The sequence below is a fragment of the Bradyrhizobium sp. CCBAU 11361 genome, from assembly GCF_028128935.1.
Classification (GTDB): Bacteria; Pseudomonadota; Alphaproteobacteria; order Rhizobiales; family Xanthobacteraceae; genus Bradyrhizobium; species Bradyrhizobium niftali.
Genome location: NZ_LBJZ01000183.1, coordinates 24226 through 40872, shown reverse-complemented (window position 1 = coordinate 40872; position 16647 = coordinate 24226). Strand labels below are relative to the sequence as shown.

Sequence of the window (16647 nt, the reverse complement as noted above, 5' to 3'; positions counted from 1 at the left end):
ATCAGAATCCATTGCGAAGCAGCGTCTGCAATTCAGCCTTGCTGAGGCTGCCAAGACCAAGCGTATCGAGCGTTCGGCCGCCTTCGGCAAAATCCTCACCGCAGATCGCGCCACCGATGGCGAGAAAAGCCTTGGCCAGCGGCGTAGCCACGCCCGCAACGCCGGCGACGGACACCAGAAGCGACAACCCAAGCCGCAAATCCTCGCGCATGTAACGGTGCTCGGCCAGCACGATGCGCTCGCGCCAGTCGCCGGAGTCCGTCAGCCGGTCATGCGAGCCGCGCCCATACATCCAGATTTCGCCCTCCTTCGCGTAGTGGTGAGCGAGCGGGAAATGCGGTGCACCGTAGCCGAGCGCCTCGCGTACCGCGATCCGCTCGGCGTCGAGCGCGTCGGTCACCCGGCGGATCGAGGCTTGCGTTCCTTCCTTGTGGATGTCCCATCGCTCGAAATGTTCGATCGGGCCGGCGTTCATCACGATCAGTGGCGGATGGATGATGGGACCTGCATTCATCAGCGCGCCGGACAGCGCATCTCCGCAGGGCTCGATTGCGTCGGGGAAAGCGCGTCCGATCACTTCGAGTGCCTGTGGCGCCCGGTCGAGCGGAAAGACGCCAACCGGCAGCCGCTTCGCGCGGATCGTGATCGCGACCTCGAACGGCCCGTGCTTGCGGGTGAGCCAGGGCAGCGTGCCGGTTTCGGCAAAGCTCGCCTTGGCCTGGTTGCCGGCGTCCTGCGCGGCCTTCGCGAAGATCATCGAGCCGAATGTCGCGGGCGGCAGAAACACGACTTGGCCGTCCCGCAGGTGCGGAGCAAGCAAACGCGCGATATCCGGCTGAGCGAAGGCGGGGGCAGGGCACAGGATCAGTTCGACACCGTTCACGGCTTGGGCGATGTCGGTCGTCACCAGTGCCAGCTTCATGTCGTGGCGGCCGTTATGGTCCTTCACCAGGATGCGCGAGCCCTCGGCGCGATGCGCGGCGACCTGATCCGCGTCGCGACGCCAAAGCCGGACCTCATGTCCCGACAGCGCAAAATCGCCCGCGGCCGCGAAAGAGCCGTTTCCCCCACCCAGAACTGCAATCTTCAAGATGCCTCTCCTCGTGCGCGCGACTGCGCATCAAGCTGCTTCAGCAGGAAATGCTGGACCTTGCCCAGCGCCGTACGCGGCAGGTCGGTGACGAAGACGATGTCGCGCGGAACCTTGTACCGCGCAAGCTGCGACTGGAGATGCGCTCTCAGTTCCTCCGCCTCGAGCCGACAGCCGGATCGCCGGATCACATAGGCGATCGGTACCTCGTCCCAGCGCGGGTCCGGCCTGCCGATCACGGCGCATTCGCTGACATCGGGGTGTTCCAGCAGGACGCGCTCGACTTCGGCCGGGTAGACATTCTCTCCGCCGGAAATGATCAAGTTCTTCTTGCGGTCGCGGACCCAGAAATAGCCGTCAGCGTCGCACAGGCCGATATCGCCGGTGCGATACCAGCCATCCTGCAGCGCATCGTGGGTTGCGTCCGCATTACCCCAATATTCGAAGAACACGTTGGGGCCGCGCACCGCGATCTCCCCTGGTGTGCCCGCCGGTACCTCACGGCCGGTCTGATCAATCACCTGCGCTTCGCAGCACAGGCCCGCAAGTCCGGTTGATCCCTCACGTGAGAGATCGCCGCCAAGCCGCGTATAGATCGCGATGGGGCAGGTTTCCGTCGAGCCATAGACCTGAAGCACCGGTACACCGCGTGCGACAAAGCGGTCGATCAGGTGCGGCGGCACGATGGTCGAGCCGGTGGCCAGGGCCTTGAGCGATGAGAGATCGGTCGTGGTCCAGGCGGGATGCTCGCTGACGGCCTGGATGATCGCCGGCACCATCACCGTCAGCGTGGGTCGATCGTGCGCGATCGTTGCGAGCGCCGTATCCGGCGCGAAGCGGGCGTGGATCGTGACGGTCGCGCCAAGCTGAAGCGCCGGCGTGGTCTGGATATTGAGACCGCCGACGTGGAAGAGCGGCAGCACCGTCAGCACGTGATCTTCGGACGTCATGTTGTGCATGTGCTGGCTCATGACGCCGTTCCAGAACAGCGCTTCCTGGCGCAGCACCGCGCCTTTCGGCCGGCCGGTGGTCCCTGACGTGTAGACGATGAGGAGCGGGCAGGAGAGGTCGGTGTGCGGATTTCGGCTGGTGCCATCGCTATGCGCCAGCAGGCTTTCGAAAGTCGTGCCGCGCGGCGGCGCAAAGTCGAAGCCGACAACGGATGTCCCCGGCGCTGTCCGCCCAAGCTCGGACAGAACTCCCCCAAACGCCTGCTCGAGTACCAGCACCTTGGCGCCCGCATCGGTGAGAATGAAGAGCTGTTCGGCGACGGCAAGCCGCCAGTTCAAGGGCACCAGCATCGCCCCGAGCCGCGCGCAGGCATAAAGCAGAACCAGATAGTCCGGCCGGTTCAGACTGAGGATCGCAACGCGATCGCCCCGGCCGACGCCGAGCTCCTGCTTCAAGGCCGTGGCGGTCTGCTCGATACGCGCGGCAAACGCCGCGTAGCTCAGCCGCTCCCCCTCGAAGGCAATGGCCGTCTTGTCTGGCGCGAACGCCGCATTGCGGTCGATCAGACTACAGAGGTCCACCGTCAGTCGTCCGTTTCACCGGCCTCATACAGCGCCTCGCGCCCGATACGGTCGAGGCAAAGCTCGGCGGTCCAGGGCAGCATCAGCGAGCCGCAGCGGCTGTCGCGATAGATCCGCTCCAGCGGGAGCGAGCGAAGCATCGCCTGGCCGCCGCAGGTGCGGATCGCGAGCGCGGCGAGCTCATTGGCCCCCTCCATCACCGAATATTGCGCGGCATAGGCGCGCAGCACCTGCTCCTTGCTCGGATTGGCGCGCGCCTCTGTGACGGCCTGGAACCAGATCGACTTGATCTGCTCGAGCTTGATCTGCATCTGGGCGACCGCGATCTGCTTGGTCGGGTACATCCGCCGCTTGACCGGCGGCATGCCCGGCACCTCGCCGCGCAAATAGCGCAGGGTGAAATCATAGGCCGCTTGCGCGAGGCCCATATAGGTCGGCGACAGCGTCAGGAACATGTGCGGCCAGCGCATCGCGGCCTGGAAATAGACGCCGCGCGGCATCAGCGCGGAATCCTCCGGGACGAACACGTCCTGGAACAGCAGCGTCCGCGAAACCGTTCCGCGCATGCCGAGCGGATCCCAATCGCCGACAACGGAGACGCCCTGCGACTTCGCCGGAATTGCGAGGTAAAGCGTGTTGCGGCGCGAGGCCTTCCCGCCTTCCTCGATTTCGGTGCAGAGCACGCCGTAATAGTCGGCGTGACCCGACAGCGATGCAAAGATCTTCTTGCCGTTGACGATCCAGCCGCCCTTCACGGGCTTTGCCTGCGTTCCGAAGGCGACGCCGCCCGCGGCCGCCGCACCGCCCTCGGAGAAGGGCTGCGAGTAGATCGCGCCGTCCTCGACGATGCGCTTGTAGTGGACCGCGCGCCGCCGCTCGTGCGCGGCGCGGGTCTCCGCGTCCATGTCGAGGTCGTCCGCGAGGGGGCCCGACCACAGGGTGGAGCAGACATGCATGTTCCAGGTCAGCGCGGTCGCGCCGCAATAGCGGCCGATCTCGGCTGCGGCCAACGCATAAGTCTGGTAGTTCGCACCGAGTCCGCCGTGCTTCTTGGGGACGGCGATGCCGAGCAGGCCGACGCGATGGAGGTCGCGATAATTCTCGGTCGGAAAGATCGCCTCGCGATCGTAGGTCGCAGCGCGCCCGGCGAACACGCTTTGGCCGATCTCGCGGGCGCGCGCGATGATGCCGGCCTGTTCGTCGCTCAGGCGGAACGCGACGGGATCGAAGATCGGTGCATCCAGCTCGACCTCGTCACTCGCGCCGATCGTCTTGCTGACTTGCATGGTCATTGCGCAGTCACCTGTGGTTTGCAACGACGGAGTCCACGAACTTGCCGAGCGCCTCGTCAAAGGCCTCGGGACGTTCAAGGTTCGCGAGATGGCCGACGCCGGCCAGCTCAATATATTGAGCCGAGGGAATGTAGGTCGCCGTCTTCGCCATCATCGGCGCCGGTGCGTTGTTGTCCTTGGAGCCGGACAGCAGCAGCGTCGGCACGGAAATATCCTTGAGCGTGCTGCGCTGATCGAACCCGATCAAGGCCAGCATCGTGGCGCGATAGCTCGCTTCGGGCACGCTTCCCATGCATTCACGCGCAAGTTCCATCCCCTTTGGATCAGGATCGTCGCCGACCAGCTCCTTCACCAGCGAAGGCGCCAGCGACTTCATCGTTTCACCGCGGTCGAGCGGCCCGAGCCGTGCTGCGATGAACGATTTCTGCCAGTCGCCGTCGGCCTTGCCGAATGCCGGGCTGGTCTGTGCCAGCACGACCGCGCGCGCCAGTTTCGGCGATTGCACCAGCCATTTCTGGACGATCATGCCGCCGATCGAATGTCCGACCAGAATGGGCCTTATTGCGCCGAGCTGCTCGATGAATTGCTGGAGCGCATCGGCCAGGGCAGCGATGCTGACGCTGGCAAGCGGCGCCGATCCGCCATAGCCCGGCATGTCCCATGCGATCGCGCGGAAGCGGTTGCCGAATGTGGCAAGCTGGTGCCGCCAGGCGCGCGCCGCGCCGCCAATGCCATGCAGGAAAATCAAGGGTATCGCGCCCGGATCGCCGGCGGCTTCATAGGCGAAGCGTCCGTCCTTTGTTATCATCGGCGCAGGTTGCGGCACGCGATATCCTCTTGCTGGGCCCGGCGATGCTAACAGGCCTATCGTCGATGGGAAGAGATAATTTTATACTTAAAGCAATTTTCGGGCCGGTCTGTCCCGCGTGGGCTTTCGCGACCTCGACCGGCGCTGTCGTTGCAAAAGTTTGAAGGTTAAAATATATCGGAGACACGATCAGCAGATCCCAAGGAGCCAGCGCATGTCCGGATTGCCGCACTCGCCGCACGCACTGGTAACCGGTGGCGGCCGTGGAATCGGCCGCGCGATTGCAGCGTCCCTCGTCGGCGCTGGCGCCACCGTGACGGTGCTTGGCCGGAATGCTGCAGTTCTGGACGAGGCGGTCGGTGCGGGAGCTGCGCATTTTGCAGCTATCGCCGATGTCTCTGATGAAGCTGCGCTGAAAGCAGCCATCGCGGAGGCGCATGCGCGAAAGCCAATCGACATTCTGATCGCCAACGCGGGCAGTGCGGAGTCCGCGCCGTTCTCAAAATCGGACAGCGCGCTGTTTGCGCGCATGATGGACGTCAATTTCATGGGCGTGGTCCACGCCGTCCGCGCCGTACTGCCGGGGATGAAGGATCGCCCCTATGGCCGCATCGTCGCGGTCGCGTCGACTGCCGGGCTCAAGGGCTATGCCTATGTCAGCGCATATGTCGCCGCCAAGCACGCCGTGGTTGGCCTCGTGCGTTCGCTCGCCCTCGAGATGGCCGGCAGCAACGTAACCGTGAATGCGGTGTGTCCCGGTTTCACGGACACCGATCTGGTCGCTGGCAGCATCGAAAACATCATGAAGAAAACAGGGCGAACCCGCGAGCAGGCGATCGCCGAGCTCGCCAAGCACAACCCGCAGGGGCGACTGATCTCGCCTCAGGAGGTGGCCGACGCCGTGCTTTGGTTGTGCGGCGAGGGTGCCGGCGCGATCACGGGGCAGGCGATTGCCGTGGCCGGCGGTGAGATCTAGCGTGCGCGACGCAGGCCCGGAACAAGGAAGCTAAGGAGATCGCATGAGCAGACCAGCCAATCCCGTCACCCTGCCGCTTGCGGACTATTCGCCGCAGCATTTCCTGCTGGCCGTGGTCGACGGCGTTGCCACGGTGACGCTCAATCGTCCCGAGCGGAAGAACCCGCTGACCTTCGAGAGCTACCGTGAGCTCACGGATTTCTTCCGCGCCTGCGCGTTCGACGATGCGGTCAAGACCATCGTCGTCACCGGCGCCGGCGGCAATTTTTCGTCCGGCGGCGATGTGTTCGAGATCATCGGCCCGCTGGTGAAGATGGATACCAAGGGGCTCACTGCCTTTACCCGCATGACGGGAGACCTCGTCAAGGCGATGCGGGCGTGCCCGCAGCCGATCGTGGCCGCGGTCGAGGGCATCTGCGCGGGGGCTGGTGCGATTGTCGCCATGGCGTCGGACATGCGCCTTGCCGCGAGCGGGGCCAAGGTCGCGTTCCTGTTCAACAAGGTGGGCCTTGCCGGCTGCGACATGGGCGCCTGCGCGATCCTACCGCGCATCATCGGCCAGTCCCGCGCCTCCGAACTGCTCTATACCGGCCGGTTCATGACCGCGGAGGAGGGCGAGCGCTGGGGCTTCTTCAGCCGTCTCGTCACGCCGGAGCAGGTGCTGCCCCAGGCGCAATTGCTGGCAAAGCAGATCGCCGAAGGGCCGACCTTCGCCAACACCATGACCAAGCGGATGCTGGCGATGGAATGGGCGATGTCGGTGGAGGAGGCGATTGAGGCGGAGGCCGTTGCTCAGGCCCTGTGCATGACCACGGCGGATTTCGAGCGTGCCTTCCAGGCCTTCGCCAACAAGGTCAAGCCGGTCTTCAGGGGTGACTAAGGCAGTTGCTTTTGCCCGTGGCGAGGCCGGCAATGAGGACTTGCGCGAAATTGCGAGCTGAGAATTAAGGCTAAGCCCAAGACCCCGGCCGAGCTCAAGGCGAAGGCGACAAAGCCGCTTGCGGCGGAGTGACCGCCCATGCGACGTTAACCGCATTGCCTGGCGTATTTCGAGTGGAGTAAGGGCGATGAAGGCGATTATCGTTGGTGGCGGTATCGGAGGTCTCACCACGGCATTGATGCTGCGCTCGCGCGGCATCGCTTGCGAGGTCTTCGAGCAGGCCGACACCATTCGCGAGCTTGGTGTCGGCATCAACACGTTGCCGCACGCGATGCGTGAGCTGGCCGGCCTTGGTCTGTTGCAAAAGCTTGACGACGTCGCGATCCGCACCGATCAGCTCTACTACCTCAACCGCCATGGTCAGGAGGTCTGGCGCGAAGCCCGCGGCATCGACGCGGGTCACGACGTGCCGCAATTCTCGATCCACCGTGGCCGCCTTCAGGGCGTCATCCATCGCGCCGTCGAGGAGCGGCTCGGGGCGGAGGCAATCCACACCGGCTGCCGTCTCGGTGCGTTCACGCAGGACGAAGGCGGCGTTACGGCTTACTTCTTCGATCGCTCAGGCGCACACATCCACACAGCGCGCGGCGATATCCTGATCGGTGCCGATGGTATCCATTCGCGGGTGCGCGACACGCTGTTCCCGAACGAAGGACCGCCGTGCTGGAACGGCCTGATGCTGTGGCGCGGCGCGCGCGACTGGCCGCTGTTCCTCACCGGCAAATCCATGATCGTGGCCGGTGGGCTCAACGCCAAGGTCGTGATCTACCCCATCGCGGAGGGCTCGAGCCCCGCGAGCCGTCTCACAAACTGGGCGGTGCTGGTGAAGGTCGGCGAGGGCAACGCACCGCCGCCGCGGAAAGAAGACTGGTCGCGTCCGGGCCGGCGCGAGGAGCTGATGCCGCATGTGGCGCGCTTCTCGGTGCCCTATATCGATGTGAAAAGCCTGATCTCGGCAACGCCCGAGTTCTACGAATATCCGACCTGCGACCGCGATCCCTTGCCCTATTGGTCGTCGGGACGCGTCACACTGCTCGGCGATGCCGCGCATCCCATGTATCCGGTCGGCTCGAACGGCGCCTCGCAGGCGATCCTCGATGCGCGCTGCCTTGCCGACGCGCTGCTGCGCGCCGAGCATCCGCGTCAGGCGCTGGTCGAATATGAGAAGAAGCGCCTGCCGATGACCGCCGATATCGTCCGCTCCAACCGGCGCGGCGGCCCCGAAGGGGTCATCGACGCCGTCGAGCAGCTTGCCCCCGACGGCTTCGACAATGTCGACAATGTCCTCAGCTATTCCCAGCGCGAGGCGATCGTGCGCGGCTATGCCACCAAGGCCGGCTTCGCCGCGGTGCCCGGGCTCGCAGCGGTGCGCGCCTGACGCGCAAAAGGGCGATGAACCATCATCGCCCTTTGGTTTCTTGATTGGGCACGACCCTTCCGGAAGAACGCCTCAGCTTTTCCGGGGGCATGTAGCTAGCCGCCGGGAGGCGGCGGCAGGAAGTGGATGTTGAACTCGGCGGCCATCGCCACCACGTCCTCCGGCTTCTGTTCCTTCATGTTGTGAAGGCCCCAGAACAGGTCGAACAGCTTGCGGCTCGGTGAGACCCAGAACAGCACTTTTGCGGTCTGCTCCGACTTGTTGAAGATGCCGTGCGGCACGCCCATGCCGAGGCGGATCAGGTCGCCCGCGGTCGCCTGTGCCTCCGAATTGCCGAGCATGAAATCGAGCTTGCCCTCCAGCATGTAGAGATACTCATCCTGGTCGGGATGAATGTGCGGCGGCACGAACGTGCCCGGCGGCAGCGTTGCGTGCCAGGAGAAGCTGTTCTCGGTGTAGCTCTTCGGCACATAGGTCTGGCCGAGGATGTTCCAGGAAATGCCCTGGATGCCCTCGTTGGCCCGCGTGATGCCGGTTATTTCGCTCTTCATTGCAGTCCTCCCGTAACGCGATGCGGCTTAGTTTGCCGCCTTGCAGTCCTTGGCATAGCGGTCGCCGTAATTCTCAAAGACCTTCTGGACGATCTCGGTCTGGAACTTGCCGTCCGGACGCTTGGCGACCTTGGTGAGATAGAAATCCTGGATCGGATAGCCGTTGGTGTTGAATTTGAAGGCGCCGCGCAACGACGTGAAGTCGGCCTTCTTCAGTGCGGCCGCGACGGCATCCTTGTTCGAGAGGTCGCCCTTCACCGCCTTGATGGCGCTGTCGATCAGCATCGCGGCGTCATAGGCCTGGAAGGCGTAGGTGCCGGGCACGCCGCTGTAGGCGGCCTCATACGAAGCGACGAACTTCTTGTTCTGGGGGTTGTCGAGATTGGGCGCCCAGTTCGCACCGCCGAACATGCCGACGGCCGCGTCCTGCTGCGCCGGCAAGGTCGATTCATCCACCGTGAAAGCCGAGAGCACCGGAATGCTGTCGGCAAGGCCGGCCTGCCTGTACTGCTTCACGAGATTGACCCCGAGACCGCCCGGCATGAACGTGAACAGCGCATCGGGCTTCTGCGAGGAAATCTTGGAAAGCTCCGGCTGGAAGTCCAGCGTGTTCAGCGGCATGTAGGATTCCTCGACGATCTCGCCCTTGTAGTCGAGCTTGAAGCCGGCGACCGAATCCTTGCCGGCCTGATAGTTCGGCACCATCAGGTACATGCGCTTGTAGCCGCGATCCTGCGCGACCTTGCCGAGGATCTCGTGAACCTGATCGTTCTGATACGAGGTCACATAGAAGAACGGGTTGCAGTCCTTGCCGGCAAAAGTCGACGGGCCGGCATTGGGGCTGATCAGGAACACCTTCGATTCCGTCACGGGCCGGTGGATCGCCTGGAGAATGTTGGAGAAGATCGGCCCGACCACGAAGTCGACCTTGTCGCGTTCCAGAAGGCCCTTGACCTTGGTCACCGCTGCGTCCGGCTTGAGCTCGTCGTCGACCACCACGACCTCGACATCGCGGCCGCCCATCTTGCTGCCGAGATCCTTCACCGCGAGCGCAAAGCCGTCGCGAACCTGCTGGCCGAGCGCGGCGGCGGGTCCCGACAGGGTCACGATCACACCGAGCTTGATCTTCTCCTGGGCGAGGGCGGAGCTCATTGCGGTGCCGAGCAGCAAGGCGGCTGCGGCCAAGGTTGTTTGCGTCTTCATGATCTGTCCCCCGTGACATCAGGGCCTGCGCTGCAAGCCGCGTACTCCAATACAAGCTTAAGCCGATGATGGCTGCCGCGGCAAGCAAAGCTCAAGACGCCGCCATCTCGCGAGGCAGCGAGCATGCAAGCGGCGCGCCAATTATTTGAAGCCTAAAGAAATCGACGTGAGGTCGATTGCTGCAGCTTTGGACTTGCGGCCGGCTTCAATTTATTTGAAGCTCAAAACGTTGGGGAATCCGTGCCGGCGCCAATGCCTGCCGTCAATGACTGCATCAGATGCTTGATTCCGAGACCAAGGCCGTCGAGACGCCGGAGGACCACGCCGAAGAGCTTCGGCTGTGGTTGCGTATGCTTACCTGCACGACCCTGATCGAGGGCGAGGTCCGCGGCCGGCTGCGGCAGCGATTCGACGTCACGCTGCCCCGTTTCGATCTGATGGCACAGCTCGACAAGGCGCCTGACGGCATGACGCTGTCCGATGTCTCCAAACGCATGATGGTCTCCAACGGCAACGTCACCGGCCTCGTCGAGCGTCTGGTGGAATCCGGCCATCTCGACCGGCGCACGTCGGAGACCGACCGCCGCGTCCAGGTGATCCGCCTGACAAAGCTCGGGCGCGCCGAGTTTCGCCGGATGGCGGCGGAACACGAGACCTGGATCGCCGATCTCTTCGCCGACCTGACGCCGAAGGATGTGCGCGAGCTGATGCGGCTCCTCGCCAAGACCAAGGCGTCGGCGCAGAGGTCGGCCGGTCGACGCCGGGCGTAGGTCCCGCGGGCCGATCCGCCCGCCAATCCCACTTTGCCGCAGGAAAATGCATGGGATGCCCAAAATCCGCTATTGCGCCAAATTGTTTTAAGCCTAAAATGTTTCTCAGTTAGTGCTGCCGGGTGCTTCCATGCGCAAAGGAGCGTGCGATGGCCAACGCCGCCAAGGTTCAAATGTCGGGCTCGTCTGACGGCAATGCTGCGACGGCCCATGTCGATACGTTCGCACGGCAACATCTGCCGCCGCGCGAGCTCTGGCCTGACTTCGTCTTCACACGGCCCGAGCTGCAATATCCGCCACGATTGAACTGCGTCAGCTATTTCCTCGATCGCTGGGTCGAAGAGGGCTATGGCGACGCGCCTTGCGTCATCAGCCCCGCTGTCAGCTATACCTATCGCGAGCTGCAAGCGCTGGTGAATCGTATCGCCAATGTGCTGGTCGGCAAGCTTGGCCTCGTGACCGGCGGGCGCGTGCTGCTGCGCTCCGCCAACAATCCGATGATGGTCGCGACCTATCTTGCGGTAATCAAGGCTGGCGGCATCTGCGTCGCGACAATGCCGCTGCTGCGCGCCAAGGAGCTGTCCTATCCGATCCAGAAGGCGGAGATCACGCTGGCGCTCTGCGATGGAAAGCTCGCCGACGAGATGGACAAGGCGAAAGCCGCAGCGCCCGGTCTCAAGCAGGCCGTCTATTGGGGCAACGGCGCGGCCGATTCACTCGAGGCGCTGATCGCCGACGCAAGCCCGGAGTTCAAGGCTGTCGATACCGCCTCCGACGACATCTGCCTGATCGCCTTCACGTCGGGCACGACCGGCGATCCCAAGGGCACCATGCATTTCCACCGCGACATGCTGGCCGTCTGCGACGGCTACGCGCGCAACATCCTGCGTGCCGAGCAGAAGGATCGTTTCGTCGGCTCCGCACCGCTCGCCTTCACGTTCGGCTTCGGCGGCGTGCTATTCCCGATGCATATCGGCGCCTCCTTCGTCGTGCTGGAGAAGACGACGCCGGACGACATCCTGACGGCGATCGAGCAGTACAAGACCACGGTCTGTTTCACCGCGCCGACCGCGTATCGCGCGATGATCGGCAAGCTTCCGGGCCGGGACATTTCCTCGCTTCGCAAGTGCGTCTCCGCCGGCGAGACACTGCCCAAGCCGACATTCGATGCCTGGCTGAAGGCCACGGGCATCAAGCTGATGGACGGCATCGGTTCGACCGAGATGCTGCACATCTTCATCAGCGCGACCGAGGACGAGATCCGCCCGGGCGCGACCGGCAAGCCGGTGCCGGGCTATGAGGCGAAGATCGTCGACGACGCAGGCAATGACGTGCCGCCTGGGACGATGGGCCGCCTCGTGGTTCGCGGTCCGACCGGGTGCCGCTATCTCGCGGACGAGCGGCAGCGCAAATATGTCCAGAATGGCTGGAACATCACCGGCGACACCTACCTGATGGATGACGACGGCTATTTCTGGTACCAGTCGCGCTCCGACGACATGATCGTGTCGGCCGGCTACAACATCGCAGGCACCGATGTCGAGGCGGTGCTGCTGACGCATCCCTCCGTCGCCGAGTGCGGTGTGGTTGGCGCACCGGACGAGGCGCGCGGAATGATCGTGAAGGCTTATATCATCGCCGCGCCCGGCGTAACGCCGGATGCTCAACTTGCGGCCGAGTTGCAGGAATATGTCAAACGCGAGATCGCGCCCTACAAGTACCCGCGCGCGATCGAGTTTGTGACGCAGTTGCCGAAGACCGAGACCGGCAAGTTGAAGCGTTTTGCCCTGCGGCAACTGGCTCAGGCTGCGGCGACGTCGTCGGGCGTTGCGGCAGAATGAGGGAAGGACGGAGCATTTGTCCGTGACAACGCCGAAAGGCCCGCAGCTCGCGGTGCTGTCGACCGCCGATGAGAATGACCCGCGCTCGGTGGCGCAGATCCTCCAGCCGTCCGGCTGGCCGGTGCCGAAAGGCTACGCCAACGGCATGGCCGCTGAGGGGCGGATCGTCGTCACCGGCGGCGTGATCGGCTGGGATGCCGAGGAGCGTCTCGCGGACGGCTTTGTCGCGCAGGTCCGCCAGGCCCTGAGCAACATTGCCGCGATTCTGACTGAGGCCGGTGCACGCCCTGAGCACCTCGTGCGCCTGACCTGGTACGTCGTCGACATGGACGAATACCTCGCCAACCTGAAGGAACTCGGCAAGGCCTACCGTGCCATCTTCGGTGCGCACTATCCGGCGATGGCGCTGCTTCAGGTGGTGCGGCTGGTCGAGAAGGCGGCGCGCGTCGAGATCGAGGCCACCGCCGTCATTCCCCGCTGAGTCGCGTTTGCTCCTTCAGCTTGCCTTGTTAGCTCGCTTTGGCGAGATCGTCGTCCTCGGGTGAGTTCAGATAGACGCCGGACATGGTGTCGACCCAGCACAAATGGTCGTGCACCTTCTTCACGCCCTCGACGTTCTGCGCCGCGACGACCGCGGCCTGCCGCGCGCGTTCTTCGGTGATGACGCCACTGAGGTGAACGATGCCGTCGCGAACGATGACGTTGAGTCCGAACGGGCACCAATCGTTCTTCTCCATGGTATCGATGATGCGGGTGCGAATGTGATCGTCATCGGCCGTCGGATCCGGCACCTCGCGGGCGAGCCCCGCGACAGCCTGCAACAGATTGGCGCGGGACACGATCCCGACCACCATATCGCCGCGCACCACCGGCAGACGCTTCACGTTGTTTCGTTCCATGAGGTCGACGATCTCCGCGAGCGCCGTGTCCTCGGTGATGGTCACGGGCGAGGCGGTCATCACCTCAGAGACCTTGCGGCCATGCTCATGGACGAAGTCGCTGGCCGATTTGCCCGGACCGAGGATGAACCGTAACCAGCGCCCCCGCTTGCGCCCGGTGCCGATTTCGCTGCGACGGATGAAATCTCCTTCCGAGACGACGCCGACCAGCTTGCCGGTCTCATCGACCACGGTAAGGCCGCTGACGTGCCGCTTCAGCATGATGTTTGCGGCCTCGACGATGCTGGTGTCGGGGGTGACCGAGATGACCGACCGGGTCATGATCTGATGGGCGCGCATGGAGGACTCCGCTGGCTTGTCGAATTTCGATGCGCAAAACCTAATTCGGCCGTCGGCGCGTGGTTTGACCCAGGTCAAGCGATCCGGGCCATTTCTCCCCTGAGTGAGCAATTGTGATCCGTACCGGAATTTGATGCAGCTCAACGCGCATCGGAAGCGTCGCCATATCCTGCCGCCGACCTAGAACAAAGGCCCGCAGGACCACTCAGCCATGAGCGTCGTCAAGATATTTCCACGGGCCGAAGAGCCGCCGGCGCAGGCTCTCTCCGCCAATCCGGCTGCCGAAGCCTCTACGACGATCCTCGAAACGACCCCTGAGAAGCCGGTCGTCGCCAATTCCCTGCCTGCATCGGAGCCATACCCCTTCGACCGCGCGTTTCATGCGATGCTGGCGCGGTTCACGGGCGGGATTTCGCCGGTGGCCTTGTCGCTCGCCTGGCTCGATTGGAGTGCGCATCTTGCCGCGGCGCCGGAGCGCCAGATGCAGATGTTCCGCAGCGGTCTTCGCGATACCGGCCGGTTCCTGCAAGCCGTCGCGCACGCGACGTCGCAAAAGCCGTGGTCCGTGATTGAGCCGCAGGGACGCGATCGTCGCTTCAAGGACCCGCAATGGGAAGTCGCGCCGTTCAATCTGTTTGCGCAGGCGTTCCTGCTCACGGAGCGATGGTGGCACGATGCCACGACCGGCGTGCGTGGCGTGTCGCATGCAAATGAAGCCGTCGTCGAGTTCTCGGTGCGCCAGATGCTCGACATGCTGGCGCCGTCGAATTTCGCGGCCACCAATCCGCAGGTTCTGGAGAAAGCGTTCCGGAGCGGCGGCGAGAATTTTGTGTTCGGCTGGCAGAACTGGTGCAGCGATCTGATGCGCCTGCTCTCCATCTCGAAGCCGGCGGGTGACGAGCAGTTCGTCGTCGGCAGGACGGTGGCGGCTTCGCCCGGGAAGGTCGTCTACCGCAACGATCTGATCGAGCTGATCCAGTACCATCCGACGACCGCGCAGGTGCGACCCGAGCCGATCCTGATCGTGCCGGCCTGGATCATGAAGTACTACATCCTCGACCTGTCGCCGCAGAATTCCCTGGTCACGTATCTGACCGGTCAGGGCTTCACCGTGTTCGCGATCTCCTGGCGCAATCCGGATGCGAAGGACAGGGATGTTGCCTTCGACGACTATCGCAAGCTGGGAGTGATGGCCGCGCTGGACACGATCGGCCGGATCATACCCGATCGGAAGACTCATGCGCTCGGCTACTGTCTGGGCGGCACGTTGCTGTCGATCGCCGCCGCCGCCATGGCGCGGGACGGCGATCGCCGTCTCGGCACCATCACGCTCCTTGCCGCCCAGACCGACTTCACCGAGGCCGGCGAATTGACGCTCTTCATCAACGAGAGCCAGGTCGCCTTCCTCGAAGACATGATGTGGCAGCGCGGCTATCTCGACACGACACAGATGGCGGGTGCGTTCCAGCTGCTGCGCTCCAACGAGCTGATCTGGTCGCGGCTGTCGCGCGACTACCTGATGGGCGAGAGCTCGCAGCCGAGCGATCTGATGGCCTGGAACGCCGATGCCACGCGGCTGCCGTATCGCATGCACTCGGAGTATTTGCGCAAGCTGTTCCTCGACAACGATCTGGCCGAAGGCCGTTATCGCGTCGAAGGCAGGAGCGTCTCGCTCTCCGACATTCACGCGCCGATGTTCGTGGTGGGCACGCTCGCAGACCACGTGGCGCCGTGGCGATCCGTCTACAAGATCCACTATCAGGCTGATGCGGACGTGACGTTCCTGTTGACCAGCGGCGGTCATAATGCCGGCGTCGTCGCGCCTCCCGACGAGCCCTGGCACAACTATCAGGTCATGACCAAGGCTGCGGATGCGCCTTACGTCGGTCCGGACGAGTGGCTGAAGCTGGCGCCGCATGTTGAGGGATCGTGGTGGCCGGAATGGGCAAAATGGCTGGCGGCGCGCTCAGGCGCGCCTTGCGATCCACCGTCGATCGGTGTCGGGGGCGTTGACGGCCTGCCCGACGCGCCGGGAGACTACGTCCACACCTAATCCTTAGGCTCTGCGTTCGGCGCAAGGTCTGACGAGCGGAAGGGCTTGGCCTTGTCCAGTTTCCGGTAGGCCGTAGAGGCGGTCCGCAGCAGCCTCTTTTCCCGCTTGCGGTCGAGGAATCGAATGCCGGCCTCGGGGCCGGCGCCGTTCAGCGACGCTGCCAGCGCTTGCCCGCGGGCATCGTCGTTCAATTGTCCGAGGGACCTTTGCGCCTTTCGCAATTGCTTGAGGATGGACTTCTGCTTCGTCAGGGTGTCGTCACCGAACAGGTCCGTGAGCGACTCGATCGAATAGGTCAGCCGCTTGTTGAGAAGCCGCAGCCTGTGTCGTTTCTCGACATCGAGCTTGCGCAGCTTGCGGGCCTTCCTGAGCAGCGTCTCTTCCCACTCGGTCAGCCGCGCCGTCGCGTGGTCGGCGAGCGAGCAGCGGCGCAACCTGAAGGCTTCCTTGCTGCGCCGGGTCGACCAGGGCCCGCTCTCGATCCAGGCCGAGGTCTCCTCGACCAGGCGCCTGTAGCGGGCGGATTGCAGTGCCCGTGCGAGCAGGCGGTGGCTCTCGGCGCGTTTCTCGTCCCAGTGCTGGAGCTCGGCAATCACGGCGAGCTCGTCGCCACTCTCGGCGACGACCCGCTCGATCGCCACATCGAGGTCCCGCACCAGGCCGAGCTGGCCGTTCAGCCATTTCAGCTCGGCCCAGACGTGCGGCCGATGCGTGTCGTCCACCATCGGCGAGAAGAAGCGGACGGCGGTGCGCAGATGCGTCAGCGCGATACGGATCTGGTGCAGCGCGTCGGGATCGCCGCGGCAAGTGCCTTCGTGCTGGGCGAGGACGGCATCGAGGTGGCGGCGGGCGATGATGCGGAACGCCGTATCGCAGGCCATGCCGGGGCTGAGGCGGCCGGGCAGGGCATTGCGCCGCGTCGCCGGCTTGGCGCGCGCGGCCGCGGTCGAACTCGTGGTGGGTCGCGACATCCTT

At 64.3% G+C, this 16647-nt stretch carries 15 protein-coding genes; 7 read left to right on the top strand and 8 right to left on the bottom strand.

Annotated elements, in window-relative coordinates:
• Nucleotide 1: 1 nt before the first annotated feature.
• Genes XI08_RS24930 through XI08_RS24915 form a run of 4 tightly spaced genes read right to left on the bottom strand, consistent with a single transcriptional unit; the run spans nt 2 to nt 4740 of the window.
• Nucleotides 2-1090, bottom strand: coding sequence for an NAD/NADP-dependent octopine/nopaline dehydrogenase family protein (locus tag XI08_RS24930; protein WP_271576385.1), 1089 nt, complete (start codon nt 1088-1090; stop codon nt 2-4).
• Nucleotides 1087-2622: a class I adenylate-forming enzyme family protein gene (locus tag XI08_RS24925; protein ID WP_271576384.1), complete on the bottom strand. Its 1536-nt coding sequence runs from the start codon at nt 2620-2622 to the stop codon at nt 1087-1089. The genes XI08_RS24930 and XI08_RS24925 overlap by 4 nt, the downstream gene beginning before the upstream one ends.
• 2 nt (nt 2623-2624) lie before the next feature.
• Entirely contained in the window at nt 2625-3914 is a 1290-nt protein-coding gene (locus tag XI08_RS24920) for an acyl-CoA dehydrogenase family protein (RefSeq protein ID WP_271576383.1), read from the bottom strand.
• 7 nt (nt 3915-3921) lie between these two features.
• Nucleotides 3922-4740 carry an alpha/beta fold hydrolase gene (locus tag XI08_RS24915; protein WP_271576382.1) on the bottom strand — a complete coding sequence of 273 codons (819 nt, stop codon included), beginning with the start codon at nt 4738-4740 and terminating at the stop codon, nt 3922-3924.
• Between the two features lie 196 nt (nt 4741-4936).
• Between XI08_RS24915 and XI08_RS24910 the strand changes: the two genes are divergently transcribed.
• From XI08_RS24910 to XI08_RS24900, 3 genes are all read left to right on the top strand, one after another.
• Nucleotides 4937-5698: an SDR family NAD(P)-dependent oxidoreductase gene (locus XI08_RS24910; RefSeq protein ID WP_027545923.1), complete on the top strand. Its 762-nt coding sequence runs from the start codon at nt 4937-4939 to the stop codon at nt 5696-5698.
• A 43-nt stretch (nt 5699-5741) separates the two neighbouring features.
• Nucleotides 5742-6578 (top strand): enoyl-CoA hydratase family protein, encoded by an 837-nt coding sequence (locus tag XI08_RS24905; RefSeq protein ID WP_092191002.1) that lies wholly within the window; start codon nt 5742-5744, stop codon nt 6576-6578.
• Between the two features lie 187 nt (nt 6579-6765).
• Nucleotides 6766-8016 carry a flavin-dependent oxidoreductase gene (locus XI08_RS24900; protein WP_271576381.1) on the top strand — a complete coding sequence of 417 codons (1251 nt, stop codon included), beginning with the start codon at nt 6766-6768 and terminating at the stop codon, nt 8014-8016.
• 95 nt (nt 8017-8111) lie between these two features.
• Here XI08_RS24900 and XI08_RS24895 read toward each other — a convergent pair whose 3' ends face one another.
• Together XI08_RS24895 and XI08_RS24890 are read right to left on the bottom strand one after the other, a co-directional pair.
• Nucleotides 8112-8567 (bottom strand): cupin domain-containing protein, encoded by a 456-nt coding sequence (locus XI08_RS24895; RefSeq protein ID WP_247422132.1) that lies wholly within the window; start codon nt 8565-8567, stop codon nt 8112-8114.
• A 27-nt stretch (nt 8568-8594) separates the two neighbouring features.
• Nucleotides 8595-9770 carry an ABC transporter substrate-binding protein gene (locus XI08_RS24890; protein ID WP_271576380.1) on the bottom strand — a complete coding sequence of 392 codons (1176 nt, stop codon included), beginning with the start codon at nt 9768-9770 and terminating at the stop codon, nt 8595-8597.
• Between the two features lie 278 nt (nt 9771-10048).
• Between XI08_RS24890 and XI08_RS24885 the strand changes: the two genes are divergently transcribed.
• The 3 genes from XI08_RS24885 (at nt 10049) to XI08_RS24875 (ending at nt 12862) form a co-directional block, all read left to right on the top strand.
• Nucleotides 10049-10540, top strand: coding sequence for a MarR family winged helix-turn-helix transcriptional regulator (locus XI08_RS24885; protein WP_027545928.1), 492 nt, complete (start codon nt 10049-10051; stop codon nt 10538-10540).
• Nucleotides 10541-10689: 149 nt separating this feature from the next.
• The gene (locus tag XI08_RS24880; RefSeq protein WP_271576379.1) at nt 10690-12381 is read left to right on the top strand and encodes a benzoate-CoA ligase family protein; all 1692 of its coding nucleotides are present in this window, start codon (nt 10690-10692) and stop codon (nt 12379-12381) included.
• Between the two features lie 22 nt (nt 12382-12403).
• A complete protein-coding gene (locus XI08_RS24875; protein ID WP_442869859.1) occupies nt 12404-12862 on the top strand; it encodes a RidA family protein in 459 nt (152 codons plus the stop codon).
• A 28-nt stretch (nt 12863-12890) separates the two neighbouring features.
• Here XI08_RS24875 and XI08_RS24870 read toward each other — a convergent pair whose 3' ends face one another.
• Nucleotides 12891-13619, bottom strand: coding sequence for a CBS domain-containing protein (locus XI08_RS24870; RefSeq protein ID WP_271576377.1), 729 nt, complete (start codon nt 13617-13619; stop codon nt 12891-12893).
• A gap of 211 nt (nt 13620-13830) precedes the next feature.
• Here XI08_RS24870 and XI08_RS24865 point away from each other — a divergent pair, with 211 nt between their 5' ends.
• Nucleotides 13831-15672: a PHA/PHB synthase family protein gene (locus tag XI08_RS24865; protein WP_271576376.1), complete on the top strand. Its 1842-nt coding sequence runs from the start codon at nt 13831-13833 to the stop codon at nt 15670-15672.
• On the opposite strand, the gene XI08_RS24860 is transcribed toward XI08_RS24865, so the two are convergent.
• Nucleotides 15669-16643, bottom strand: a complete 975-nt coding sequence (locus XI08_RS24860) for a CHAD domain-containing protein (RefSeq protein ID WP_271576375.1) — start codon at nt 16641-16643, stop codon at nt 15669-15671. The genes XI08_RS24865 and XI08_RS24860 overlap by 4 nt on opposite strands.
• Between the last annotated feature and the right edge of the window lie 4 nt (nt 16644-16647).

Excerpts from the sequence above, each read along its gene's own strand:
- XI08_RS24920 (WP_271576383.1), bottom strand. The coding sequence starts at position 3,914 with ATGACCATGCAAGTCAGCAAGACGATCGGCGCGAGTGACGAGGTCGAG.
- XI08_RS24910 (WP_027545923.1), top strand. The coding sequence starts at position 4,937 with ATGTCCGGATTGCCGCACTCGCCGCACGCACTGGTAACCGGTGGCGGC.
- XI08_RS24905 (WP_092191002.1), top strand. The coding sequence starts at position 5,742 with ATGAGCAGACCAGCCAATCCCGTCACCCTGCCGCTTGCGGACTATTCG.
- XI08_RS24900 (WP_271576381.1), top strand. The coding sequence starts at position 6,766 with ATGAAGGCGATTATCGTTGGTGGCGGTATCGGAGGTCTCACCACGGCA.
- XI08_RS24895 (WP_247422132.1), bottom strand. The coding sequence starts at position 8,567 with ATGAAGAGCGAAATAACCGGCATCACGCGGGCCAACGAGGGCATCCAG.
- XI08_RS24890 (WP_271576380.1), bottom strand. The coding sequence starts at position 9,770 with ATGAAGACGCAAACAACCTTGGCCGCAGCCGCCTTGCTGCTCGGCACC.
- XI08_RS24885 (WP_027545928.1), top strand. The coding sequence starts at position 10,049 with ATGCTTGATTCCGAGACCAAGGCCGTCGAGACGCCGGAGGACCACGCC.
- XI08_RS24880 (WP_271576379.1), top strand. The coding sequence starts at position 10,690 with ATGGCCAACGCCGCCAAGGTTCAAATGTCGGGCTCGTCTGACGGCAAT.
- XI08_RS24870 (WP_271576377.1), bottom strand. The coding sequence starts at position 13,619 with ATGCGCGCCCATCAGATCATGACCCGGTCGGTCATCTCGGTCACCCCC.
- XI08_RS24865 (WP_271576376.1), top strand. The coding sequence starts at position 13,831 with ATGAGCGTCGTCAAGATATTTCCACGGGCCGAAGAGCCGCCGGCGCAG.
- XI08_RS24860 (WP_271576375.1), bottom strand. The coding sequence starts at position 16,643 with ATGTCGCGACCCACCACGAGTTCGACCGCGGCCGCGCGCGCCAAGCCG.